This window comes from Bacillus sp. FSL K6-4563, from assembly GCF_038630405.1.
Lineage (GTDB): Bacteria > Bacillota > Bacilli > Bacillales > Bacillaceae > Bacillus > Bacillus pumilus.
On record NZ_CP152030.1, the window covers coordinates 1289931 to 1305794 of the forward strand.

18 protein-coding genes, 2 riboswitches and 1 other annotated feature are annotated in these 15864 nt (G+C 41.2%); of the genes, 11 read left to right on the top strand and 7 right to left on the bottom strand.

The genetic code is table 11. The features are described 5' to 3' along the window. Positions 1-121: 121 nt before the first annotated feature. Complete coding sequence (locus MHH54_RS06340; protein ID WP_003212325.1) at positions 122-256, bottom strand: YrzI family small protein; 135 nt, start codon at positions 254-256, stop codon at positions 122-124. 220 nt (positions 257-476) lie between these two features. Further along, positions 477-584, top strand: a riboswitch (guanidine-I (ykkC/yxkD leader). A 66-nt stretch (positions 585-650) separates the two neighbouring features. On the opposite strand from MHH54_RS06340, the gene MHH54_RS06345 reads away from it, so the two are divergent. Next, entirely contained in the window at positions 651-980 is a 330-nt protein-coding gene (locus MHH54_RS06345; RefSeq protein ID WP_003211810.1) for a multidrug efflux SMR transporter, read from the top strand. After that, on the top strand, positions 977-1291 hold the full coding sequence (locus tag MHH54_RS06350; protein ID WP_003212530.1) for a multidrug efflux SMR transporter: 315 nt from the start codon (positions 977-979) through the stop codon (positions 1289-1291). The genes MHH54_RS06345 and MHH54_RS06350 overlap by 4 nt, the downstream gene beginning before the upstream one ends. Before the next feature lie 32 nt (positions 1292-1323). On the opposite strand, the gene MHH54_RS06355 is transcribed toward MHH54_RS06350, so the two are convergent. Beyond that, positions 1324-1509: a hypothetical protein gene (locus MHH54_RS06355; protein WP_003211372.1), complete on the bottom strand. Its 186-nt coding sequence runs from the start codon at positions 1507-1509 to the stop codon at positions 1324-1326. Positions 1510-1671: 162 nt separating this feature from the next. Between MHH54_RS06355 and purU the strand changes: the two genes are divergently transcribed. From purU to MHH54_RS06385, 6 genes are all read left to right on the top strand, one after another. Further along, complete coding sequence (purU, locus tag MHH54_RS06360) at positions 1672-2574, top strand: formyltetrahydrofolate deformylase (RefSeq protein ID WP_003212058.1); 903 nt, start codon at positions 1672-1674, stop codon at positions 2572-2574. Between the two features lie 43 nt (positions 2575-2617). After that, positions 2618-2836, top strand: a binding site (T-box leader). A gap of 55 nt (positions 2837-2891) precedes the next feature. Further along, entirely contained in the window at positions 2892-3989 is a 1098-nt protein-coding gene (gene proB, locus MHH54_RS06365; RefSeq protein ID WP_003211523.1) for a glutamate 5-kinase, read from the top strand. Between the two features lie 12 nt (positions 3990-4001). Next, positions 4002-5249: a glutamate-5-semialdehyde dehydrogenase gene (locus tag MHH54_RS06370; protein WP_106029828.1), complete on the top strand. Its 1248-nt coding sequence runs from the start codon at positions 4002-4004 to the stop codon at positions 5247-5249. 125 nt (positions 5250-5374) lie between these two features. After that, positions 5375-6511 carry a Rap family tetratricopeptide repeat protein gene (locus MHH54_RS06375; RefSeq protein ID WP_003212073.1) on the top strand — a complete coding sequence of 379 codons (1137 nt, stop codon included), beginning with the start codon at positions 5375-5377 and terminating at the stop codon, positions 6509-6511. Further along, positions 6501-6635 carry a hypothetical protein gene (locus MHH54_RS06380; RefSeq protein WP_003211284.1) on the top strand — a complete coding sequence of 45 codons (135 nt, stop codon included), beginning with the start codon at positions 6501-6503 and terminating at the stop codon, positions 6633-6635. Before MHH54_RS06375 ends, MHH54_RS06380 begins: the two co-directional genes overlap by 11 nt. A 151-nt stretch (positions 6636-6786) precedes the next feature. Further along, entirely contained in the window at positions 6787-7215 is a 429-nt protein-coding gene (locus MHH54_RS06385) for an organic hydroperoxide resistance protein (RefSeq protein WP_044138892.1), read from the top strand. 32 nt (positions 7216-7247) lie between these two features. On the opposite strand, the gene MHH54_RS06390 is transcribed toward MHH54_RS06385, so the two are convergent. Beyond that, positions 7248-7694, bottom strand: coding sequence for a MarR family transcriptional regulator (locus MHH54_RS06390; protein ID WP_003212097.1), 447 nt, complete (start codon positions 7692-7694; stop codon positions 7248-7250). 162 nt (positions 7695-7856) lie between these two features. Here MHH54_RS06390 and MHH54_RS06395 point away from each other — a divergent pair, with 162 nt between their 5' ends. Beyond that, complete coding sequence (locus MHH54_RS06395) at positions 7857-8273, top strand: organic hydroperoxide resistance protein (RefSeq protein ID WP_342500797.1); 417 nt, start codon at positions 7857-7859, stop codon at positions 8271-8273. Between the two features lie 61 nt (positions 8274-8334). Here the strand turns inward: MHH54_RS06395 and MHH54_RS06400 are convergent, their stop codons facing one another. The 4 genes from MHH54_RS06400 to MHH54_RS06415 form a co-directional block, all read right to left on the bottom strand. After that, a complete protein-coding gene (locus MHH54_RS06400) occupies positions 8335-8805 on the bottom strand; it encodes a nucleoside deaminase (protein ID WP_003212370.1) in 471 nt (156 codons plus the stop codon). Positions 8806-8943: 138 nt separating this feature from the next. Next, positions 8944-11232: a 5-methyltetrahydropteroyltriglutamate--homocysteine S-methyltransferase gene (gene metE / locus MHH54_RS06405; protein ID WP_050945189.1), complete on the bottom strand. Its 2289-nt coding sequence runs from the start codon at positions 11230-11232 to the stop codon at positions 8944-8946. A gap of 153 nt (positions 11233-11385) precedes the next feature. Then, positions 11386-11577: riboswitch (cobalamin riboswitch) on the bottom strand. 113 nt (positions 11578-11690) lie between these two features. Further along, positions 11691-12650, bottom strand: a complete 960-nt coding sequence (locus MHH54_RS06410) for a S8 family peptidase (protein ID WP_003210884.1) — start codon at positions 12648-12650, stop codon at positions 11691-11693. A 377-nt stretch (positions 12651-13027) separates the two neighbouring features. Further along, the gene (locus MHH54_RS06415; protein WP_342500798.1) at positions 13028-13507 is read right to left on the bottom strand and encodes a GNAT family N-acetyltransferase; all 480 of its coding nucleotides are present in this window, start codon (positions 13505-13507) and stop codon (positions 13028-13030) included. 268 nt (positions 13508-13775) lie between these two features. Between MHH54_RS06415 and MHH54_RS06420 the strand changes: the two genes are divergently transcribed. Beyond that, positions 13776-14462 carry a response regulator transcription factor gene (locus tag MHH54_RS06420; protein WP_106029825.1) on the top strand — a complete coding sequence of 229 codons (687 nt, stop codon included), beginning with the start codon at positions 13776-13778 and terminating at the stop codon, positions 14460-14462. A gap of 3 nt (positions 14463-14465) precedes the next feature. Continuing rightward, positions 14466-15815, top strand: a complete 1350-nt coding sequence (locus tag MHH54_RS06425; RefSeq protein ID WP_113386957.1) for an ATP-binding protein — start codon at positions 14466-14468, stop codon at positions 15813-15815. Positions 15816-15864 lie beyond the last annotated feature (49 nt).

Below are 15864 nucleotides of genomic sequence, written 5' to 3' on the forward strand. Positions count from 1 at the left end.
ATGCAGCATCCTAAAGTTGAACGTTCATCACATCAATCTGAGTTCATTATACCAGCGATATGATCGTTCCTTTAACGTCTGAGCGTGTCTAACTTGGTCCTTCTTCCATATTTTTTCTGTTTTAGTTCATATACTTTAGTTGTTTCTGTTTCATTTCTTCATAAAATGTTTCAACTTCTTGTTCGTAAAGAACGGTCTCCATGTCCTTGTATTTACGCTTGATCGTCAATGTAATAAAAAATAAATGGATTGTCATATACGTTCATTTCCCTTCGGTTAGCAGCACGCAAATATCCCGCAGATCTTCTTTATCAGTTGATCTGTTTCTAACACTTAGTATACGCCGGTCCGAAACCATTTCTTTCGAAAAATGAACAAGTATATTTGAAGAGGGAGAGCAAACTGGTAGACCGGCATATCGGGGTGTGATAAGATTTTTAATACAGAATCTGCTCTAAGTCAGGTCTGTTTATCATGAATTGGTTTTCTAGGGTTCCGTGCGCTGGCGCAGTCTGGACCGAGAGAAAACACATAGGGTCTTAGAAGAGGCCATATGGACACGGAGGGATAAAAGCCCGGGAGATTTGATCAAACGATCGATTTCCAGGCTTTTTTTGTTGGTTGGAATCGTTCAGAAAGGAGAAGATCAGATGAAATGGGGAAATGTCTTTATTGCGGCCATCTTTGAAGTCGGCTGGGTGATGGGGCTGAAATATGCCCACTCGCTCATAGAATGGGGCGCAACCATCGTTTGTATTATCGTGAGCTTTTATTTACTCCTGAAAGCAACAAGTGTACTCCCAGTTGGCACACTTTATGCCGTTTTTACCGGGCTTGGGACAGCAGGAACCGTCGTCATAGGCATGGTGCTTGGTGAGCCGGTTCAGCTTGTCAAACTGCTTTTGATTGTCATGCTTTTGTGCGGTGTATTAGGACTGAAGCTGACAACAGGTGAAAAGAAGGGAGAGGCTGAATCATGAGCTGGCTTTTACTTATTGGAGCAGGCATCTTAGAAATGTTTTGTGTGACCATGATGAACCAATTCCAAAAAGACAAGCATGTCAAATGGATTTTATTCATTGCGGCTGGCTTTTCGATGTCCTTTCTGATGCTGTCTCTTGCGATGAACACGATTCCGATGGGAACGGCGTATGCCATTTGGACTGGAATCGGAGCTGCTGGAGGCGCCATCGTCGGTATGCTGTTTTACGGAGAATCGAAAGACGCAAAACGTATTTTCTTCATCGCACTGATTTTATCTGCGGCAGTAGGATTGAAAATCATTGAATAAGAAAAGGCTGGCAGATAGATGCCAGCCTTTTGTTACATCGAATGATGATTGGAATCGTTTTCATTTTTGCGGTAAAGCTGGCTAACAAGCAGAAAACACACACCAAATGTGAGAAAAGGAATGAGTCTTTCACCGGCTATAAAAAGAGAAATACCTGTGATCAGACAAATGATGCCGAGCCAAAAGCTCACTTTTCCAAACAAAGTCATACTTTTCATCTCCATCACTCCTTTTATGATAAAAGGTCTATTCACATTATATCACGATAGGTGCAGAATTGAATGAATATTCAATGAAAAATAGGGCTCTACATTGCTTTTTCTCTTTCCAGTCCAGTATAATATTTCATTAGAATGAAAACGTAAATGAGGTCATGATACATGAGAACTTTGATAACAGAGAAACTTGAATTACACAGACAAAAGCATGAGCAAAAAGGAAGATTACTTGTCAGCTGCCCGGATCAGCCTGGAATTGTATCAGCTGTCTCTTCCTTTTTATTTGAGCACGGAGCAAATATCATTGAATCCAGCCAATACACAACAGATCATGAAAGCGGCCGGTTCTTTTTAAGAATTGAATTTGATTGGAAAGACATCTCGGCAAATATGGATCAGCTGAAGCAGCAGTTTGAACCAATTGCAGCATCTTTTCAAATGACGTGGAGCATGTCGCGTGCAAGTGAGCTGAAAAAGCTGGCAATCTTTGTGTCAAAAGAGCTTCATTGTTTACATGAGCTGCTATGGGAATGGCAAAGCGGCAATTTGATGGCTGAAATTGCGGTCGTGATCAGCAATCATGAAACGGCAAAAGATACAGTAGAAGCGCTTGGAATTCCGTTCCATTTTGTGAAGGCGAACAAAGACATTCGCAAAGAAGCGGAAAAACAGCAGCTCACATTATTAGAAGAGTATGATATTGATGCCATTGTGCTTGCTAGATACATGCAAATTTTAACGCCTGGATTTATAGAACAACACCCGAACAAAATCATTAATATTCATCATTCCTTCCTGCCAGCGTTTATCGGTGCGAATCCATATAAGCGGGCATATGAGCGAGGAGTCAAATTAATTGGCGCAACCTCTCATTATGTGACCAATGATTTAGACGAAGGACCGATCATTGAACAGGATATTGAGCGTGTAGATCACCGGGATGATGCGGAAGCTTTAAAAAATATTGGCCGAACAATTGAGCGGAGTGTGCTTGCACGTGCCGTCAAATGGCATCTAGAAGATCGAATTATTGTGCATGAGAATAAAACGATTGTATTTAATTGACCGCTTGACTTTTCCTTAGCAATTGGTGATAATATAAAAAAATTAACGAGCGTTGAAAAGGAATAGTAAGCAGGAACTGATGCGTAAAGAGAGCAAATGACATGCTGAAACATTTGCCGCAGACAGCTGCTGAACCTGCCCTTTGAGCCTTAGAGGAAAAATCTAAGCGCGTGCCTGGCGTTACAGGAGTTGAGTGGAATAAGCTAGAAGTATGCTTATTCAATGAAGGTGGTACCACGGAAAATCCCTTTTCGTCCTTTACATAAGGAGAAAAAGGGATTTTTTTGTGCCTAAAGGTATAGCGGAGGGAATCAATAATGAAAAAGCAAAGGATCGTCATCAAAATTGGCAGCAGTTCATTAACAGAGCAAAAAGGAGCCATTGATGAACAAAAAATGCAGGATCATGTGAAAGCGATAGCAAAGCTGAAAGAGGCTGGGCATGAAATTATTTTAATTTCATCAGGAGCCGTGGCAGCAGGGTTTGGCAGCTTAGGGTATCCATCAAGACCTGTGACCTTAAAGGGAAAACAGGCAGCAGCAGCCGTTGGTCAGGGCTTATTAATGCAGAAATATACAGAACTATTTTCACAGTTTCACATGACACCTGCACAAATGCTTTTAACCCGTAATGACTTTTCAGATCGAACAAGATATCGAAATGCTTATGCAACGATGATGGAGCTGCTAGAAAGAAAAATTTTACCGATCATTAATGAAAATGATTCTGTCTCCATTGAGGAGCTTACCTTTGGTGATAATGACATGCTGTCAGCTCTTGTCAGTGGATTAATTCATGCAGACCAATTGATCATCTTAACAGACATTAATGGTATTTATAATGCAAATCCAAATGAGCATCCTGAGGCGAAGCGTTTTGATGTACTAACACACATTTCAGAAGAATTGTTTTCATATGCGAAGAGCACAGGCTCAAAAGTGGGAACAGGCGGGATGAAATCAAAGCTGTCTGCTGCACAAACGGCACTTTCACTAGGCGTGAAAGTCTTCATTGGTACAGGTACTGGTGAGGATAAGCTGCTTCATATTCTAGCGGGTCAAGGAGACGGAACGTATATCGGAGAACAGGACTTATCAGCTGTTAACAACCGCCGTCAATGGATTCAATTCCATTCACCCGTTTCTGGGAAAATTATGATAGATGCAGGAGCGGAAGCGGCGATTTTGCATCATGGCAGAAGTCTTCTTCCAGCTGGCGTCATTGATGTCGCTGGTGACTTTTCTAAAGGAGAGGTCGTTGAAGTCGTCGGTCCGAATGGGCTAGTAGGTAAAGGACAAACCTTGTACGCATCCGATGAGCTTCTCAGTATTAAAGGAATGCGAAGTGATGAGCTTTCAAATGAGAAGCCTGAAGTCATACACAGAGATCACTGGGTACAGCATGTACAAAACTGAGGAGGGAATACGATGAATGAAGTTCTTGAAAAAGCAAAAAAAGCAAGTGTAGCCAAAGATCAGCTGCTCCTAAAAACGACGGAGCAAAAAAATGCAGCTTTACATGCCATCGCAACGGCACTTAAAGCATCTTCCGCTTATTTACTCGATGAGAATAAAAAGGATGTGCAGGCTGCAGAGGAAAAGCAGTTCACGCCTTCTGTTATTGACCGGATTAGACTCACGGAAGAGAGAATTGAAGCCATCGCAGACGCGACCCTTCAACTCATTCACCTAAAAGACCCAATTGGTGAAACATTAGAAACCATTCAAAAAGAAAACGGTCTGTACATCGAAAAGGTGCGTGTGCCTCTTGGAACGGTTGGAATGATTTATGAAGCAAGACCAAACGTGACTGTAGATGCTGCCACCCTTTGTTTGAAAACTGGGAATGCTGTTATTCTTCGCGGGAGCTCCTCTGCCATCCATAGTAATAAAGCGATTGTGAAGGTGATCCATGAAGCGCTTCACACAACGGATATTCCAGTAGACAGTGTGCAATTGATTGAAGATACAGGCCGTGAAACGGCGAAAACGCTGTTCACTTTAAATGAATATCTGGATGTCCTTATTCCGCGCGGCGGGAAAAATTTAATTGATCTTGTTGTGAGAGAGTCTACCGTGCCAGTGCTTGAGACAGGTGCAGGGAACTGTCATATCTACATTGATGAAACAGCGAAAAACGAAATGGCTGAGCAGATTGTGCTGAATGCTAAAACCCAAAGGCCGTCTGTTTGCAACGCGATCGAGAGCATTGTCATTCATGAAGCATGGGCAAAAACATATGGCGCTTCGTTATGTGAAGCCCTTCATGCAAATGGGGTAGAGATACGGGGCGATGAAGCTGTATGTGTTCTTGCGCCAAGTGCTTCATTAGCGACCACAGAGGACTATGAAACAGAGTTTTTAGCGCCGATTGTCAGTATTAAAATCGTAGCCAATATAGAAGAAGCGATTCAGCATATACAAACGTATAGCTCCAAGCACTCTGAAGCGATCATTACGGAAAATGATCAAAATGCGTCACTTTTCTTAACAGCTGTCGACGCTGCCGCTGTCTATCATAATGCCTCTACTCGGTTCACAGATGGCTTTGAATTTGGCTACGGAGCAGAAATAGGGATTAGTACACAAAAACTGCATGCAAGAGGACCTATGGGTCTGCCTGCCTTAACCTCTGAAAAGTTTGTCATTCGCGGTCAAGGACAAATAAGAGAATAACGAATTCAAAAGAGAGTCTTGTGACAAAAGGGCTCTCTTTTTCCTTTCATTTTTGTATTTCTTCGGTCAAGTATGATAAAATATGGTAATGTTTTATATTTTGAGAAGATTGGAGAAGGCAACGTATGGCGAAAATCATTCCCTCTTCGGATATTGGAGTGAAAATCAACAAGTGGTATGAATTAATCCGCAGATTTGATTCAGAACAAGCAGAACAACTAAAGCAGGAAATTCGCACCTCTCTTGATTCAATGGAAGAAGATCAGAATTTGCTTCTCTATTTTTCTTTAATGGAATTCAGACATGAGGTCATGCTCGATTATTTAAAGCCATTAAAGGAAGGAAAGCTTCGCGCCAACTTTTCCGAGCTTTCGAAAGAAATAGATGAGCATCAAACACATGTCACAGGCATGCTTGAATACTACTATCATTTTTTCAGAGGCATGTATGAATTTGGCCGTAGGCAGTATATTGCTGCCATCTCGTCTTATCAAAAGGCAGAGCACAAGCTTTCTTTTGTGTCAGATGATATTGAACGTGCGGAATTTCATTTTAAAATGTCAGAAATATATTATCACATGAAACAAACACATATCTCGATGCATCATGCCAAACTGGCGCGAGATGTCTATATTCAACATGAGCTATATGCGCTTCGCACGATCCAATGCGAATTTATTGTGGCAGGTAATTATGATGATATGAGAAGACATGAAAAGGCATTACCACATCTCGAGAGAGCGCTTGCGAGATCAAGAGACTTTCAAAATGTGCGTTTTATTGCTTCCTCTTTGTTTAATATGGGCAACAGTTATTACCGAATGGGCGATCTTGACCGCGCACTCGAACTAATGAAAGAATCCATCTCGTTATTTGACCAAAATCAATCCGATCATCTTCGTCGATCCATAGACCCTCTTTATACAGCCGCTCAGATATTATACAAACAAGGCAAACACGAAGAAGCCTTACACTACAGAGAAGAATGTATGAAGCGAGCAGAAGCGCTTCAAGATGACATTCATATTCAAAAGACGATATTTTTAGAAGCATTGTATTTAAAGCAAGATGCGGAGCATATTAAACGAATTTTTCATTTTTTAGAGTCTGCCTATGCATATCCAGATATAGAGGAGCTGGCATTAGACACCGCAAAGTATTATAATGAAATGGAAGATTATGAAAAATCTTCCATGTTCTACGGAGAAGCGGAACATGCTCGAATCTATATTCAGAGAGGGGATTGTTTATATGAATTTTAAAAAATGGGCAGTCGTCTGTACAAGCATCACCATCCTGGCGTTATGGCTGGCAGCAGCAAATGCCGACCCGGATAACAGAAATCATACGCTACAACAACCAAATGCGCAGCATGACATCATCTAAAAGCCCTTATTAAGGGCTTTTTTTACTGTTTACATAAAATAGAGGAGAAAGGAAATCTTAAAAAAAGAGTGTGTATTCGTTGACTCTTGAATTTTAATTGTGTACAATTCAATTGTAGAAAATATTATTGGAGAGAAAGAGGGTTATATACATGTCAGAAGTTTTATTTACTGCAACGGTATCAGCTGTAGGAGGAAGAGAAGGAAAGGTTGTTTCAACTGATGGTGTGCTTGAGCATGATGTAGCAATGCCTGGAACACCAAGAGCGAAAAAAATTGAAAAAGCAACAAATCCAGAGCAATTATTTGCAGCAGGCTACTCTGCATGTTTTGATTCAGCCCTTCAAATGGTCGCAAGACAAGAGCGTATCCGTTTTGAAAGTGAAGTAACAGCACATGTGAGCTTAGTAAAAGACAGTTCAGATGGCGGCTTCAAACTAGGCGTTAAGCTAGAAGTAAAAGGAACTGGAATTGAGCAATCAGCATTGGATGAGCTTGTTCATAAAGCACACGGCGTATGCCCATATTCAAAAGCGACTCAAGGAAATATTGAAGTAGAATTAGTAGCTGTCGCACAATAATTGATATCATAAAAGGCTGAGGGAATGTTCCCTCAGCCTTTTGATTGTGTTAATTTTTGCAAAAGCTCATGCAAAGAGGCGCGCAGCGTTTTTAACTCTTCTTCCGATCTGCCTGTCCCAGACAGCATCTGAAATGGAATTGCAGTAGCCTTCTCTTTTAGTTGCTCGCCATATTCCGTTAAACGAATTTGCACAGAACGTTCATCCTCTTTCGAGCGCTCGCGGATGATGAGTCCGTTTTGCTCCATCCGTTTCAGCATAGGTGTGAGTGTACCGGAGTCTAAATATAAAAGCTCTCCCATCGTTTTCACATTTAATGTCCCATGCTCCCACAATAAAAGCAGTGCCAAATATTGCGGATACGTAATGTCTAACTCTTCTAATAACGGTTTATACTGCTTCGTCATCTCTCTTGAACTTGCATATAACAAGAAACAAAGCTGATTTTCCAGCTTCATATGCTCGAATTCATTTGTCATGTCAGTCACCAACTATTTTTTGTCATACTTATCATTGTATAAGATTTTCTTCTTTTTTAAAATAAATACAGCCCAAAAACGAAAAAATTCTTTAATGTGCGATAAATGTTTGAGAAATGGATAGAACGTGAAAGGAATAAATAGATAAAGGAGGAGATGAAGATGAAACCATTATTCACAGCAAAAGTAAAGGCACAACATGGAAGAGCTGGACATGTTCGTTCAGAAGATGGTGTGCTCGATCATAACATTGTCATGCCTAATGCAAAGAAAGACGGAGAAACTGGTACGAATCCAGAGCAATTATTTGCAGCGGGCTATGCAGCTTGTTTCGGAGAGGCACTTGAACAAGTAGCGAAAAAGCAAGGGGTCAACATTGAATCAGAAGTCGAGGGACATGTCAGTCTTTTAAAAGATGAAAGTGATGGCGGATTTAAGCTTGGTGTCAAGCTGATTGTATCTGCAAAGGGCCTTGACCATGACAAGGTGAAAGAGCTTGTTGAGGCTGCGCATGAATTCTGTCCATATTCAAAAGCAACAAGAGGGAACATCGAAGTAGAGCTTGAAGTGGCTGAATAAAAAAGGTCCTCTATCACGCTGAAAAAAAGAAACACCTGCTGATGAGCGCAGGTGTCTTTTTTTAATATTCTTTCTTTTGTTCGTATGTTTCCCATGCTTCAAATGGTGCAAGGGTTTTTTGAAGTGTCAGCTGATAAAATGGAATATTTCTTGATTCGTAATCTTTATTGATTTCTTCATAAATAAACGAGTCATCAAAACCGGAAACTGCTGCATCCTGATGTCCAGCAGCAAAATAGACCGCTTTTGGTCTAGCCCAGTAAATAGCACCAAGACACATCGGACAAGGCTCACAGCTTGTATATAAAATACAATCTTCTAATTGGTATGTATTCAGCGTTTGGCACGCCTTTCGAATGGCTGTGACTTCAGCATGTGCGGTTGGATCATTTGTTGTTGTCACATTGTTGCTTCCCTCGGCAATAATCTGTCCATCCTTGACAATGACTGCTCCAAAAGGGCCGCCAGTACCACTATTGACTCCTTCTACTGCAAGATCAATTGCGCGTTGTAAAAAATCTTCGTGATTCATTGTCTTCCTCCCTTTGTTCGACTGACTTCTCTAGTATAAACGAATCATGCTAGAAAAGGAAACCTCCTAGTAGATGGTCAAGCAGGACAATTTGCACATAAAAATCCCCCGCCATGATAGCAGGGGAGAGGAAATCAATTATGCATGCTGCGACAGCTTTTTACGAGCGACTTCAGCCGCCGTCACCATGTTTTTCAAAGCAGCAATGGTTTCAGGCTCTTGTCTCGTTTTTAGTCCACAGTCAGGATTCACCCAGAAGCGATCTGTCGGGCATACGTTCAGCGCATCATCAATGATTTGACTCATTTCTTCGACAGATGGAACGCGCGGGCTATGGATGTCATATACACCAAGTCCGAGGCCTTTCAAATACGGATGCTTCTCTAGGTAATCGAGGAATCCGCCATGACTGCGTGAATGTTCAATTGTGATCACGTCGGCATCAAGGTCTTCGATCGTATCGACAATATCCTCGAAGTTACTGTAGCACATATGTGTATGAATTTGCGTTTCATTTTGAACAGATGATGTTGATAGACGGAACGACTCTGCTGCCCAGTTTAAATAGTCTGCCCAATCACTTTCTTTGAGCGGAAGACCTTCTCTTAGCGCAGGTTCATCCACTTGAATAACTTGAATCCCTGCTTCCTCTAACGCTTCTACCTCTTTACGTAATGCGAAAGCAATCTGGAAGGCAATGTCTTTTCGGGTGATATCTGTTCTTGGGAAAGACCAGTTTAAGATGGTGACAGGACCTGTCAGCATTCCTTTGACCTTTTTCTCCGTTAAGCTTTGTGCATAAACCGTTTCTTTCACGGTCATTGGCGCTGTAAACTCGACATCTCCATAAATGATTGGCGGCTTCACGCAGCGTGAGCCGTAGGATTGTACCCAAGCAAATTTTGTAAAGGCAAATCCGGCTAGCTTTTCACCAAAGTATTCAACCATGTCTGTACGTTCGAATTCTCCATGTACGAGAACGTCCAGACCGATTTCCTCCTGAATATCAATCCATCTTTTTGTTTCTTTCTTAATAAATTCATCATATTCTGCATCTGTCCATTCATTTTTACGCCATTTTTGACGAGCGCTTCGCACTTCAGCAGACTGCGGGAAGCTGCCAATGGTTGTTGTTGGCAAGAGTGGCAGTTCAAGAGATTCGTTTTGGATACGAAGGCGCTCTTCAAAGGCAACTGGACGCTTAAAGTCTTTCGATGAAAGATTGTTGCGTTCTGCTGTGAAATCCGCATTGGTTCCTTTTGCAAATTCTTTTAAAGTAAGAAGTGCTTGCTTGGCTTCATTGATGGCGGCTTCAATCGCCGCAGCTCCTTTTGTTAAGCCCTCTTTTAATGTTGTTAATTCAGCCAGCTTTTCAGTAGCATAAGAAAGTCCGTTTAATAGTTTTTCTTCAAGCTGTTCGCTTGGGTGTTTTGCAACTGGTACATGCAGCAAACTGCTTGATGGCTGCAGCCATACTTCCTTCGGCTGAGCGTCAGCAATGACCTCAGAAACGAATGATAATCTTTCACCAAGATCTGATCTCCAAATATTTCTTCCATCAATGACGCCTGCTGCTAAAATTTTATCTTTCGGGAAGCCGTGCTTTTTCACTTGATCAAGATTGCGTCCTTGATCATGGACAAAATCAAGACCGATGGCTTCAACAGGATATGTGACAAGCTCTTCATAGGCATCTACTGAATCAAAGTAGGTTTGAAGAAGAATATTTAAGGCAGGTACGGCTTCTTTGATTGTTTGATAGATTTCTTTGACGGCTTTCACGTCTTCATATGAAGCTGTGACAAGTGCTGGCTCATCAATTTGTACCCATTTGACGCCAGCTTCTTCAAGTTCTTTTAAAACTTGAGTATAAAGCGGGACGAGACGCTGCTGAATCTCTTTTACTTCATTTGGTTCATAGCCTTTAGAAAGTGAGACAAATGTATAAAGACCAAGTACGACAGGTTTTGTTTCAACACCAAACGCCTTTTTCACCTTTTCGTAAGCTTCAAGCGGTTTGTTATGTGTGAGTTTGAATTCGGTGGTTTTTTCGTATTCTGGAACGATGTAGTGATAGTTTGTATTAAACCATTTTGTCATTTCACTTGAGACAGCATCTTTTGTTCCTCTTGCCATCGCGAAGTATGTATCTAGCGGGTCTTTTAAGCTGCGGAAGCGCTCTGGAATCCAATTGAACATGACAGCAGTATCGAGCACGTGATCGTAGAAGGTAAAATCTCCAGAAGGAACAACATCAATTTGTTGATCAATTTGCGTTTTAATGGCAGTTAAAAATTGTTCATCCAGTGTGCTTAAGAGGGTTTCACGGTCAGTTTGACCTTTCCAATAAGACTCAAGTGCTTTTTTCCATTCTCTGTTTAAACCAATTCTCGGAAAACCTAGATTACTTGTTTTAACAATTGTCAATTCCAATTCCTCCTCTAAATATAAAAAGACATTTACACTCATGGTGAAGATTGATGAGGGCAAATGTCTGGTTTAAAAAGACAAAATGTGTGTGCGAAATAAGGCGTGAGCAGAACTGACGCTTTTTTTCGACATCTCCTATCAACCGTAGGGGGTTTGATGTGATAGAGCGGCTGGTATCCTGGCTGGTGAATCTGCAAGCTTTTCATCCTTCCCGTCCTTATGACAGTGGATTCATAAGAAAAGCTCTCCTCACTCACAGTGGCGGGACCGCGCCGGATTTTCACCGGTCTTCCCAATTAAAATTCGACGTATGATCGAATTACCGACTCTCAAACTATGAATTTATTGTGTTCGATTATATAACGTCCATTTCATTTCGTCAAAGTAAATTTTGAATAATTTTAATTAAAAAAATCCTGAGAAAATTCTATCTATTCTCAGGACCTCTATTCAAGCTATAGAGATAAAAGATCTGCTTCCAATGTTTTTTCTAAAAGGACATCAGGCGCAGTTAAATATAAAAATCCATTTCCGACGAGGGCTTTAGATTGCTTCAGTGGAAGGGTTCTTCTGACAAGCTGAGCATAGACCTCAGGCTCTGTCAGCTTACGCTGGAACGCTTCTTCTTCGGCATTTTTAATAATGGCTAGTGCACCGCTCACGTGAGGGGCAGCCATTGAGGTGCCTGTGAGTCTGCCATATTTATGGTTAGGAAGAGTGGATAAAATGTCTTCTCCTGGAGCGACGAGGTCGATTTCTTTATTGGCGTTGGAGAATTCAGAGGATTCTCTTGCAAGGGATACAGAGCCGACGGCAATAACTTCATTGTATGCTGCTGGGTAGGAGAATTCTTCCGTACGCTCGTCTCCGTCCCCTTCATTTCCTGCTGCGCACACAACCAGTACACCGCTTTTCACCGCGTTTTGAATGGCTTCCTGTAAGGCAGGCTCATTGCTTGGACCACCGAGAGACATAGAGATAATATCCACCTTCTGCTCAGCGGCATAGTTGATGCCATTAATGATCCATTCGTATTTCCCGCTGCCATTTTCACCGCCAAGAACTTTCACGATCAGCAGCTTGGCTTCAGGGGCAACCCCTAGAATTCCGCCATTTTGATCTGTTGCTGCAATCGTTCCTGCTACATGGGTACCATGCCCGTTGTAGTCTTTTACATTTTCAGCATCTCCGTTGTCATCATCGGTAAAGTTCTTGCCTCCGATAATCTGATCTTTTAAGTCGGGATGCTCTGTGTCACAGCCTGTATCAAGGACAGCAATGGTTATGCCTTTTCCTTTGAAGCCACTTGACCAAAGTTCGGGTGCTTTAATCTCCTGAATACTTTCCGGCGTCTCTTTCGCTTCCATCACATTGGCTTTTACTTCATACGGAATTAAGCGAATTTCACCTTTCATAAGAAAGCCCTCCTTATTTTGTTTTCAAAGTAGATTCAGGCTGCGTAATGTTATTGTATAAAAGAAACTTTTGATCGGAAAGGGTCAATTGTAATAATTTTTCAAATAATCAATCTATTATTAAAAGTGCAGTTCTCCTCACATCTTGACGAAAGAACTCAGCTTTTGAGGAAAACTCTTAATATCATATGAAAAAGGAGGAAATGCTGCATAGTGAGCTTGCACCTGTATAGATGAAAATGGGTGGAAAGAACTAAAAAGGCTTTCTGATTAAACAACGAAAATAAGTGATAGTTGAGAAGTGAGAAGAAGGAAGGTTGAGCGGAAATATTTTTGTTCTAAAATACTTTTCACTCTAGTACCCGTTTGGTGAACAGTTAGGATAACCATAAGCTCATAATCAACTGTTCACCAATTGGACCGATTTTTCTTTTACCTGTATCCTTATAGCCTACTTGTGAGTACAGAGTCTGAGCGGGAATATTTTGATGATTTACAGCCAGTACGATCTCGTTACAGTTAGGGAATTCAGAGGTGACAAATTGATTTAATAAGAACATTGCTTGTTTAGCAAATCCTTTTCCTTGCTGCGTCTGATGAATAGATAATGAAGTTAACAACATAGCGTTTGGGTTATCTGAATAATCCTTAACACGATCTGTTGCATGTAATACAAAGAATCCAACCGGTTTATCTTCATTGAGTATGACAATTCTGTATTGCCCTTCGGTAAACTCAAAATATGAGCTAGGTAAAGCAGTAAATTTTGCTTGTTCTTCCTCTAGAACAAAAGACGATAAGCCTTCTATATATACATCTGAAAAGTGCGTTAATTTCACATTGTTTTTGCTTTTCATAGAATGGTGTTCCTCCTTGTATCTTTTATAAATGAGTGCGATTTGCATATTCTATAGGTATGTTTATAAAAACGAATGAAATGGGATTACGTTCAGGTGCTTACAATATCAATAACTGTTATGATGATAACCTCATTATAGAACAAATGTTCTTTTTTATCAATGTTCAGATGAAAAATAACATGTGAAGTTTGTGACTGTTCCAAATGGGAAAGGCAACATATAATAATGGAAAGACAAGCTTGCCTTTTAGATAGGAGAGATAGAGATGAACAAAGGGAAGATACTCGTAGTCGAAGATGAAAAGAAAATTGCAAGGGTGCTGTCACTAGAGCTTGAATATGAAGGATATGAGGTCAAAGTCAAAGATACAGGTATGAGCGGACTCCAGGCTCTTGAAGAGGAAAGCTTCGATTTGGTGCTGCTTGACGTCATGCTTCCAGAATTAAGTGGTCTTGAAGTGCTGAGAAGGGTTCGAAAGACAAATACAGCGACACCTATTATTTTGATAACAGCAAGAGGGAGTGTGCCTGATAAAGTAAGCGGCCTCGATCTTGGGGCGAATGATTATATTACAAAGCCTTTTGACATAGAAGAATTACTAGCGCGAATTCGTGCGCAGCTAAGGTTGAATATAAAGGCGCAAGAAGAAAAGGAAACAGAGCTTAGCATAGCAGATTTGACCGTCAACGAGAAAACAAGAGACATACAAAGGGCCGGGCAAATGCTTGAGCTCACACCGAGAGAATATGACCTGCTTGTCCACTTGCTGAAGCATCAGCAGCAAGTGCTTACAAGAGATCAGCTTTTAACAGCCGTTTGGGGCTTTGATTACTTCGGTGACACAAACGTAGTGGATGTCTATATTCGTTATTTAAGGAAAAAAGTCGATTACCCATTCGAAAAACAGCTGATTCACACAGTGAGAGGTGTGGGTTATGTGATGAAAGGATAAAGAATGAGATTAAAAAATAAAATTCAGCTTTATACATCGTTGTCCTTGTTTTTAATGGTGCTGCTGTTTCATACAGCCATTTATTTTATTTTTTCGATGACCTTGACGCAAAAAGATATGTCCAGGCTGTCTGAGGTCGCTGAAAATATTGCCATTGCTTTAAAAAAATCAGAAGAAGAGGGTCTTCCATCCTCGGAGCTGCTGAAGGCGTACCTGCCTCAAAATGGCATGATCCGTGTCGTGACAGAAAAGGGTGAGTCAAAGCTGACTGTCACAAAGGAATCAACGTTTAGCTCACTGCCTTTTACATATGAAACTGGTCAGACAGCAGAAATCAAAGAATACAACAAGCATATGGTTGCGTTCGCTGCGATTCCGGTTATTTGGACAAATGGCGAGATTGTGTCGCTCCAAGTATATGAAGAAATCGAAAATACGGAAGAGAATTTGGCGTTATTAAGAATGATTTTAATCGCTGCTGGCGTTTTAATTATAGTGCTTTCCTATTTTGCTGGCCACATTTTAACAAAACAAATCGTACGCCCTATTAGTAGAATGACGAGCACCATGAAGGCAAGTATGAAGGAGAAGGCGTTTAAGCGAATCAAACTAGCAGGCGATTCAAAGGATGAATTGTATCAAATGGGACAAACCTTTAATGAAATGTCAGAAATCCTCGAGAAGCATTATGAGAAAGAGCAGCAATTCTTGCATGATGCCTCTCATGAATTGAAGACACCGATTACCGTCATTATGAGCTACAGCAATTTACTAAAGCGCTGGGGACAGACACGTCCAGAGGTTATAGAAGAATCCTCTCAAGCGATTCATGATGAAGCGAAAAAAATGAAAAGGCTGACAGATCAATTATTAACACTTGCGAAAAATGGTCAGCCGCTTTACTTGGACATGAAGCCAGTTGATCTTGGTCATTTATGCAAGCAGGTATGTCATACACTTGAAGTTGCAACGAATCGAACCATTGATCCTGATGTGCAAACAGATCAGCCGCTCGTCGCTGAGGGGGATGAAGAGAAAATCAAACAGCTTTTGACCATCTTGATTGATAATGCAGTTAAATATAGTACAGAGGCCGTTGATGTGACCTGTGGATGGGCGGGAGAGAAGCCGTATATTTCAGTCGTTGACCATGGGATTGGCATAAAAGAAGAGGATCTGCCGAAAATCTTTGACCGCTTTTTCCGTGTGGATGAAGCGAGAAACAGTGAGACGGGCGGAACCGGACTTGGTCTTTCAATTGCGAAGCAAATTGCGGAAGAGCACGGGGCCGAACTGAAGGTGGACAGTCGTATCGGCGAAGGGACAACCATGACCATTCTTTTTCAGAAATAAAATAGGTCTTTTCTTATCAATTTCTCATTTCCTCCTTATAAAATAGGAA

Bases quoted from the DNA above. Each gene is read 5' to 3' on its own strand.
- purU (WP_003212058.1), top strand. From the start codon at position 1,672: ATGAGAACTTTGATAACAGAGAAACTTGAATTACACAGACAAAAGCAT.
- MHH54_RS06415 (WP_342500798.1), bottom strand. From the start codon at position 13,507: ATGAAAAGCAAAAACAATGTGAAATTAACGCACTTTTCAGATGTATAT.
- MHH54_RS06345 (WP_003211810.1), top strand. From the start codon at position 651: ATGAAATGGGGAAATGTCTTTATTGCGGCCATCTTTGAAGTCGGCTGG.
- MHH54_RS06375 (WP_003212073.1), top strand. From the start codon at position 5,375: ATGGCGAAAATCATTCCCTCTTCGGATATTGGAGTGAAAATCAACAAG.
- MHH54_RS06385 (WP_044138892.1), top strand. From the start codon at position 6,787: ATGTCAGAAGTTTTATTTACTGCAACGGTATCAGCTGTAGGAGGAAGA.
- MHH54_RS06380 (WP_003211284.1), top strand. From the start codon at position 6,501: ATGAATTTTAAAAAATGGGCAGTCGTCTGTACAAGCATCACCATCCTG.
- MHH54_RS06340 (WP_003212325.1), bottom strand. From the start codon at position 256: ATGACAATCCATTTATTTTTTATTACATTGACGATCAAGCGTAAATAC.
- MHH54_RS06350 (WP_003212530.1), top strand. From the start codon at position 977: ATGAGCTGGCTTTTACTTATTGGAGCAGGCATCTTAGAAATGTTTTGT.
- MHH54_RS06410 (WP_003210884.1), bottom strand. From the start codon at position 12,650: ATGAAAGGTGAAATTCGCTTAATTCCGTATGAAGTAAAAGCCAATGTG.
- proB (WP_003211523.1), top strand. From the start codon at position 2,892: ATGAAAAAGCAAAGGATCGTCATCAAAATTGGCAGCAGTTCATTAACA.
- MHH54_RS06420 (WP_106029825.1), top strand. From the start codon at position 13,776: ATGAACAAAGGGAAGATACTCGTAGTCGAAGATGAAAAGAAAATTGCA.
- MHH54_RS06390 (WP_003212097.1), bottom strand. From the start codon at position 7,694: ATGACAAATGAATTCGAGCATATGAAGCTGGAAAATCAGCTTTGTTTC.
- MHH54_RS06400 (WP_003212370.1), bottom strand. From the start codon at position 8,805: ATGAATCACGAAGATTTTTTACAACGCGCAATTGATCTTGCAGTAGAA.
- MHH54_RS06355 (WP_003211372.1), bottom strand. From the start codon at position 1,509: ATGAAAAGTATGACTTTGTTTGGAAAAGTGAGCTTTTGGCTCGGCATC.
- MHH54_RS06425 (WP_113386957.1), top strand. From the start codon at position 14,466: ATGAGATTAAAAAATAAAATTCAGCTTTATACATCGTTGTCCTTGTTT.
- MHH54_RS06395 (WP_342500797.1), top strand. From the start codon at position 7,857: ATGAAACCATTATTCACAGCAAAAGTAAAGGCACAACATGGAAGAGCT.
- MHH54_RS06370 (WP_106029828.1), top strand. From the start codon at position 4,002: ATGAATGAAGTTCTTGAAAAAGCAAAAAAAGCAAGTGTAGCCAAAGAT.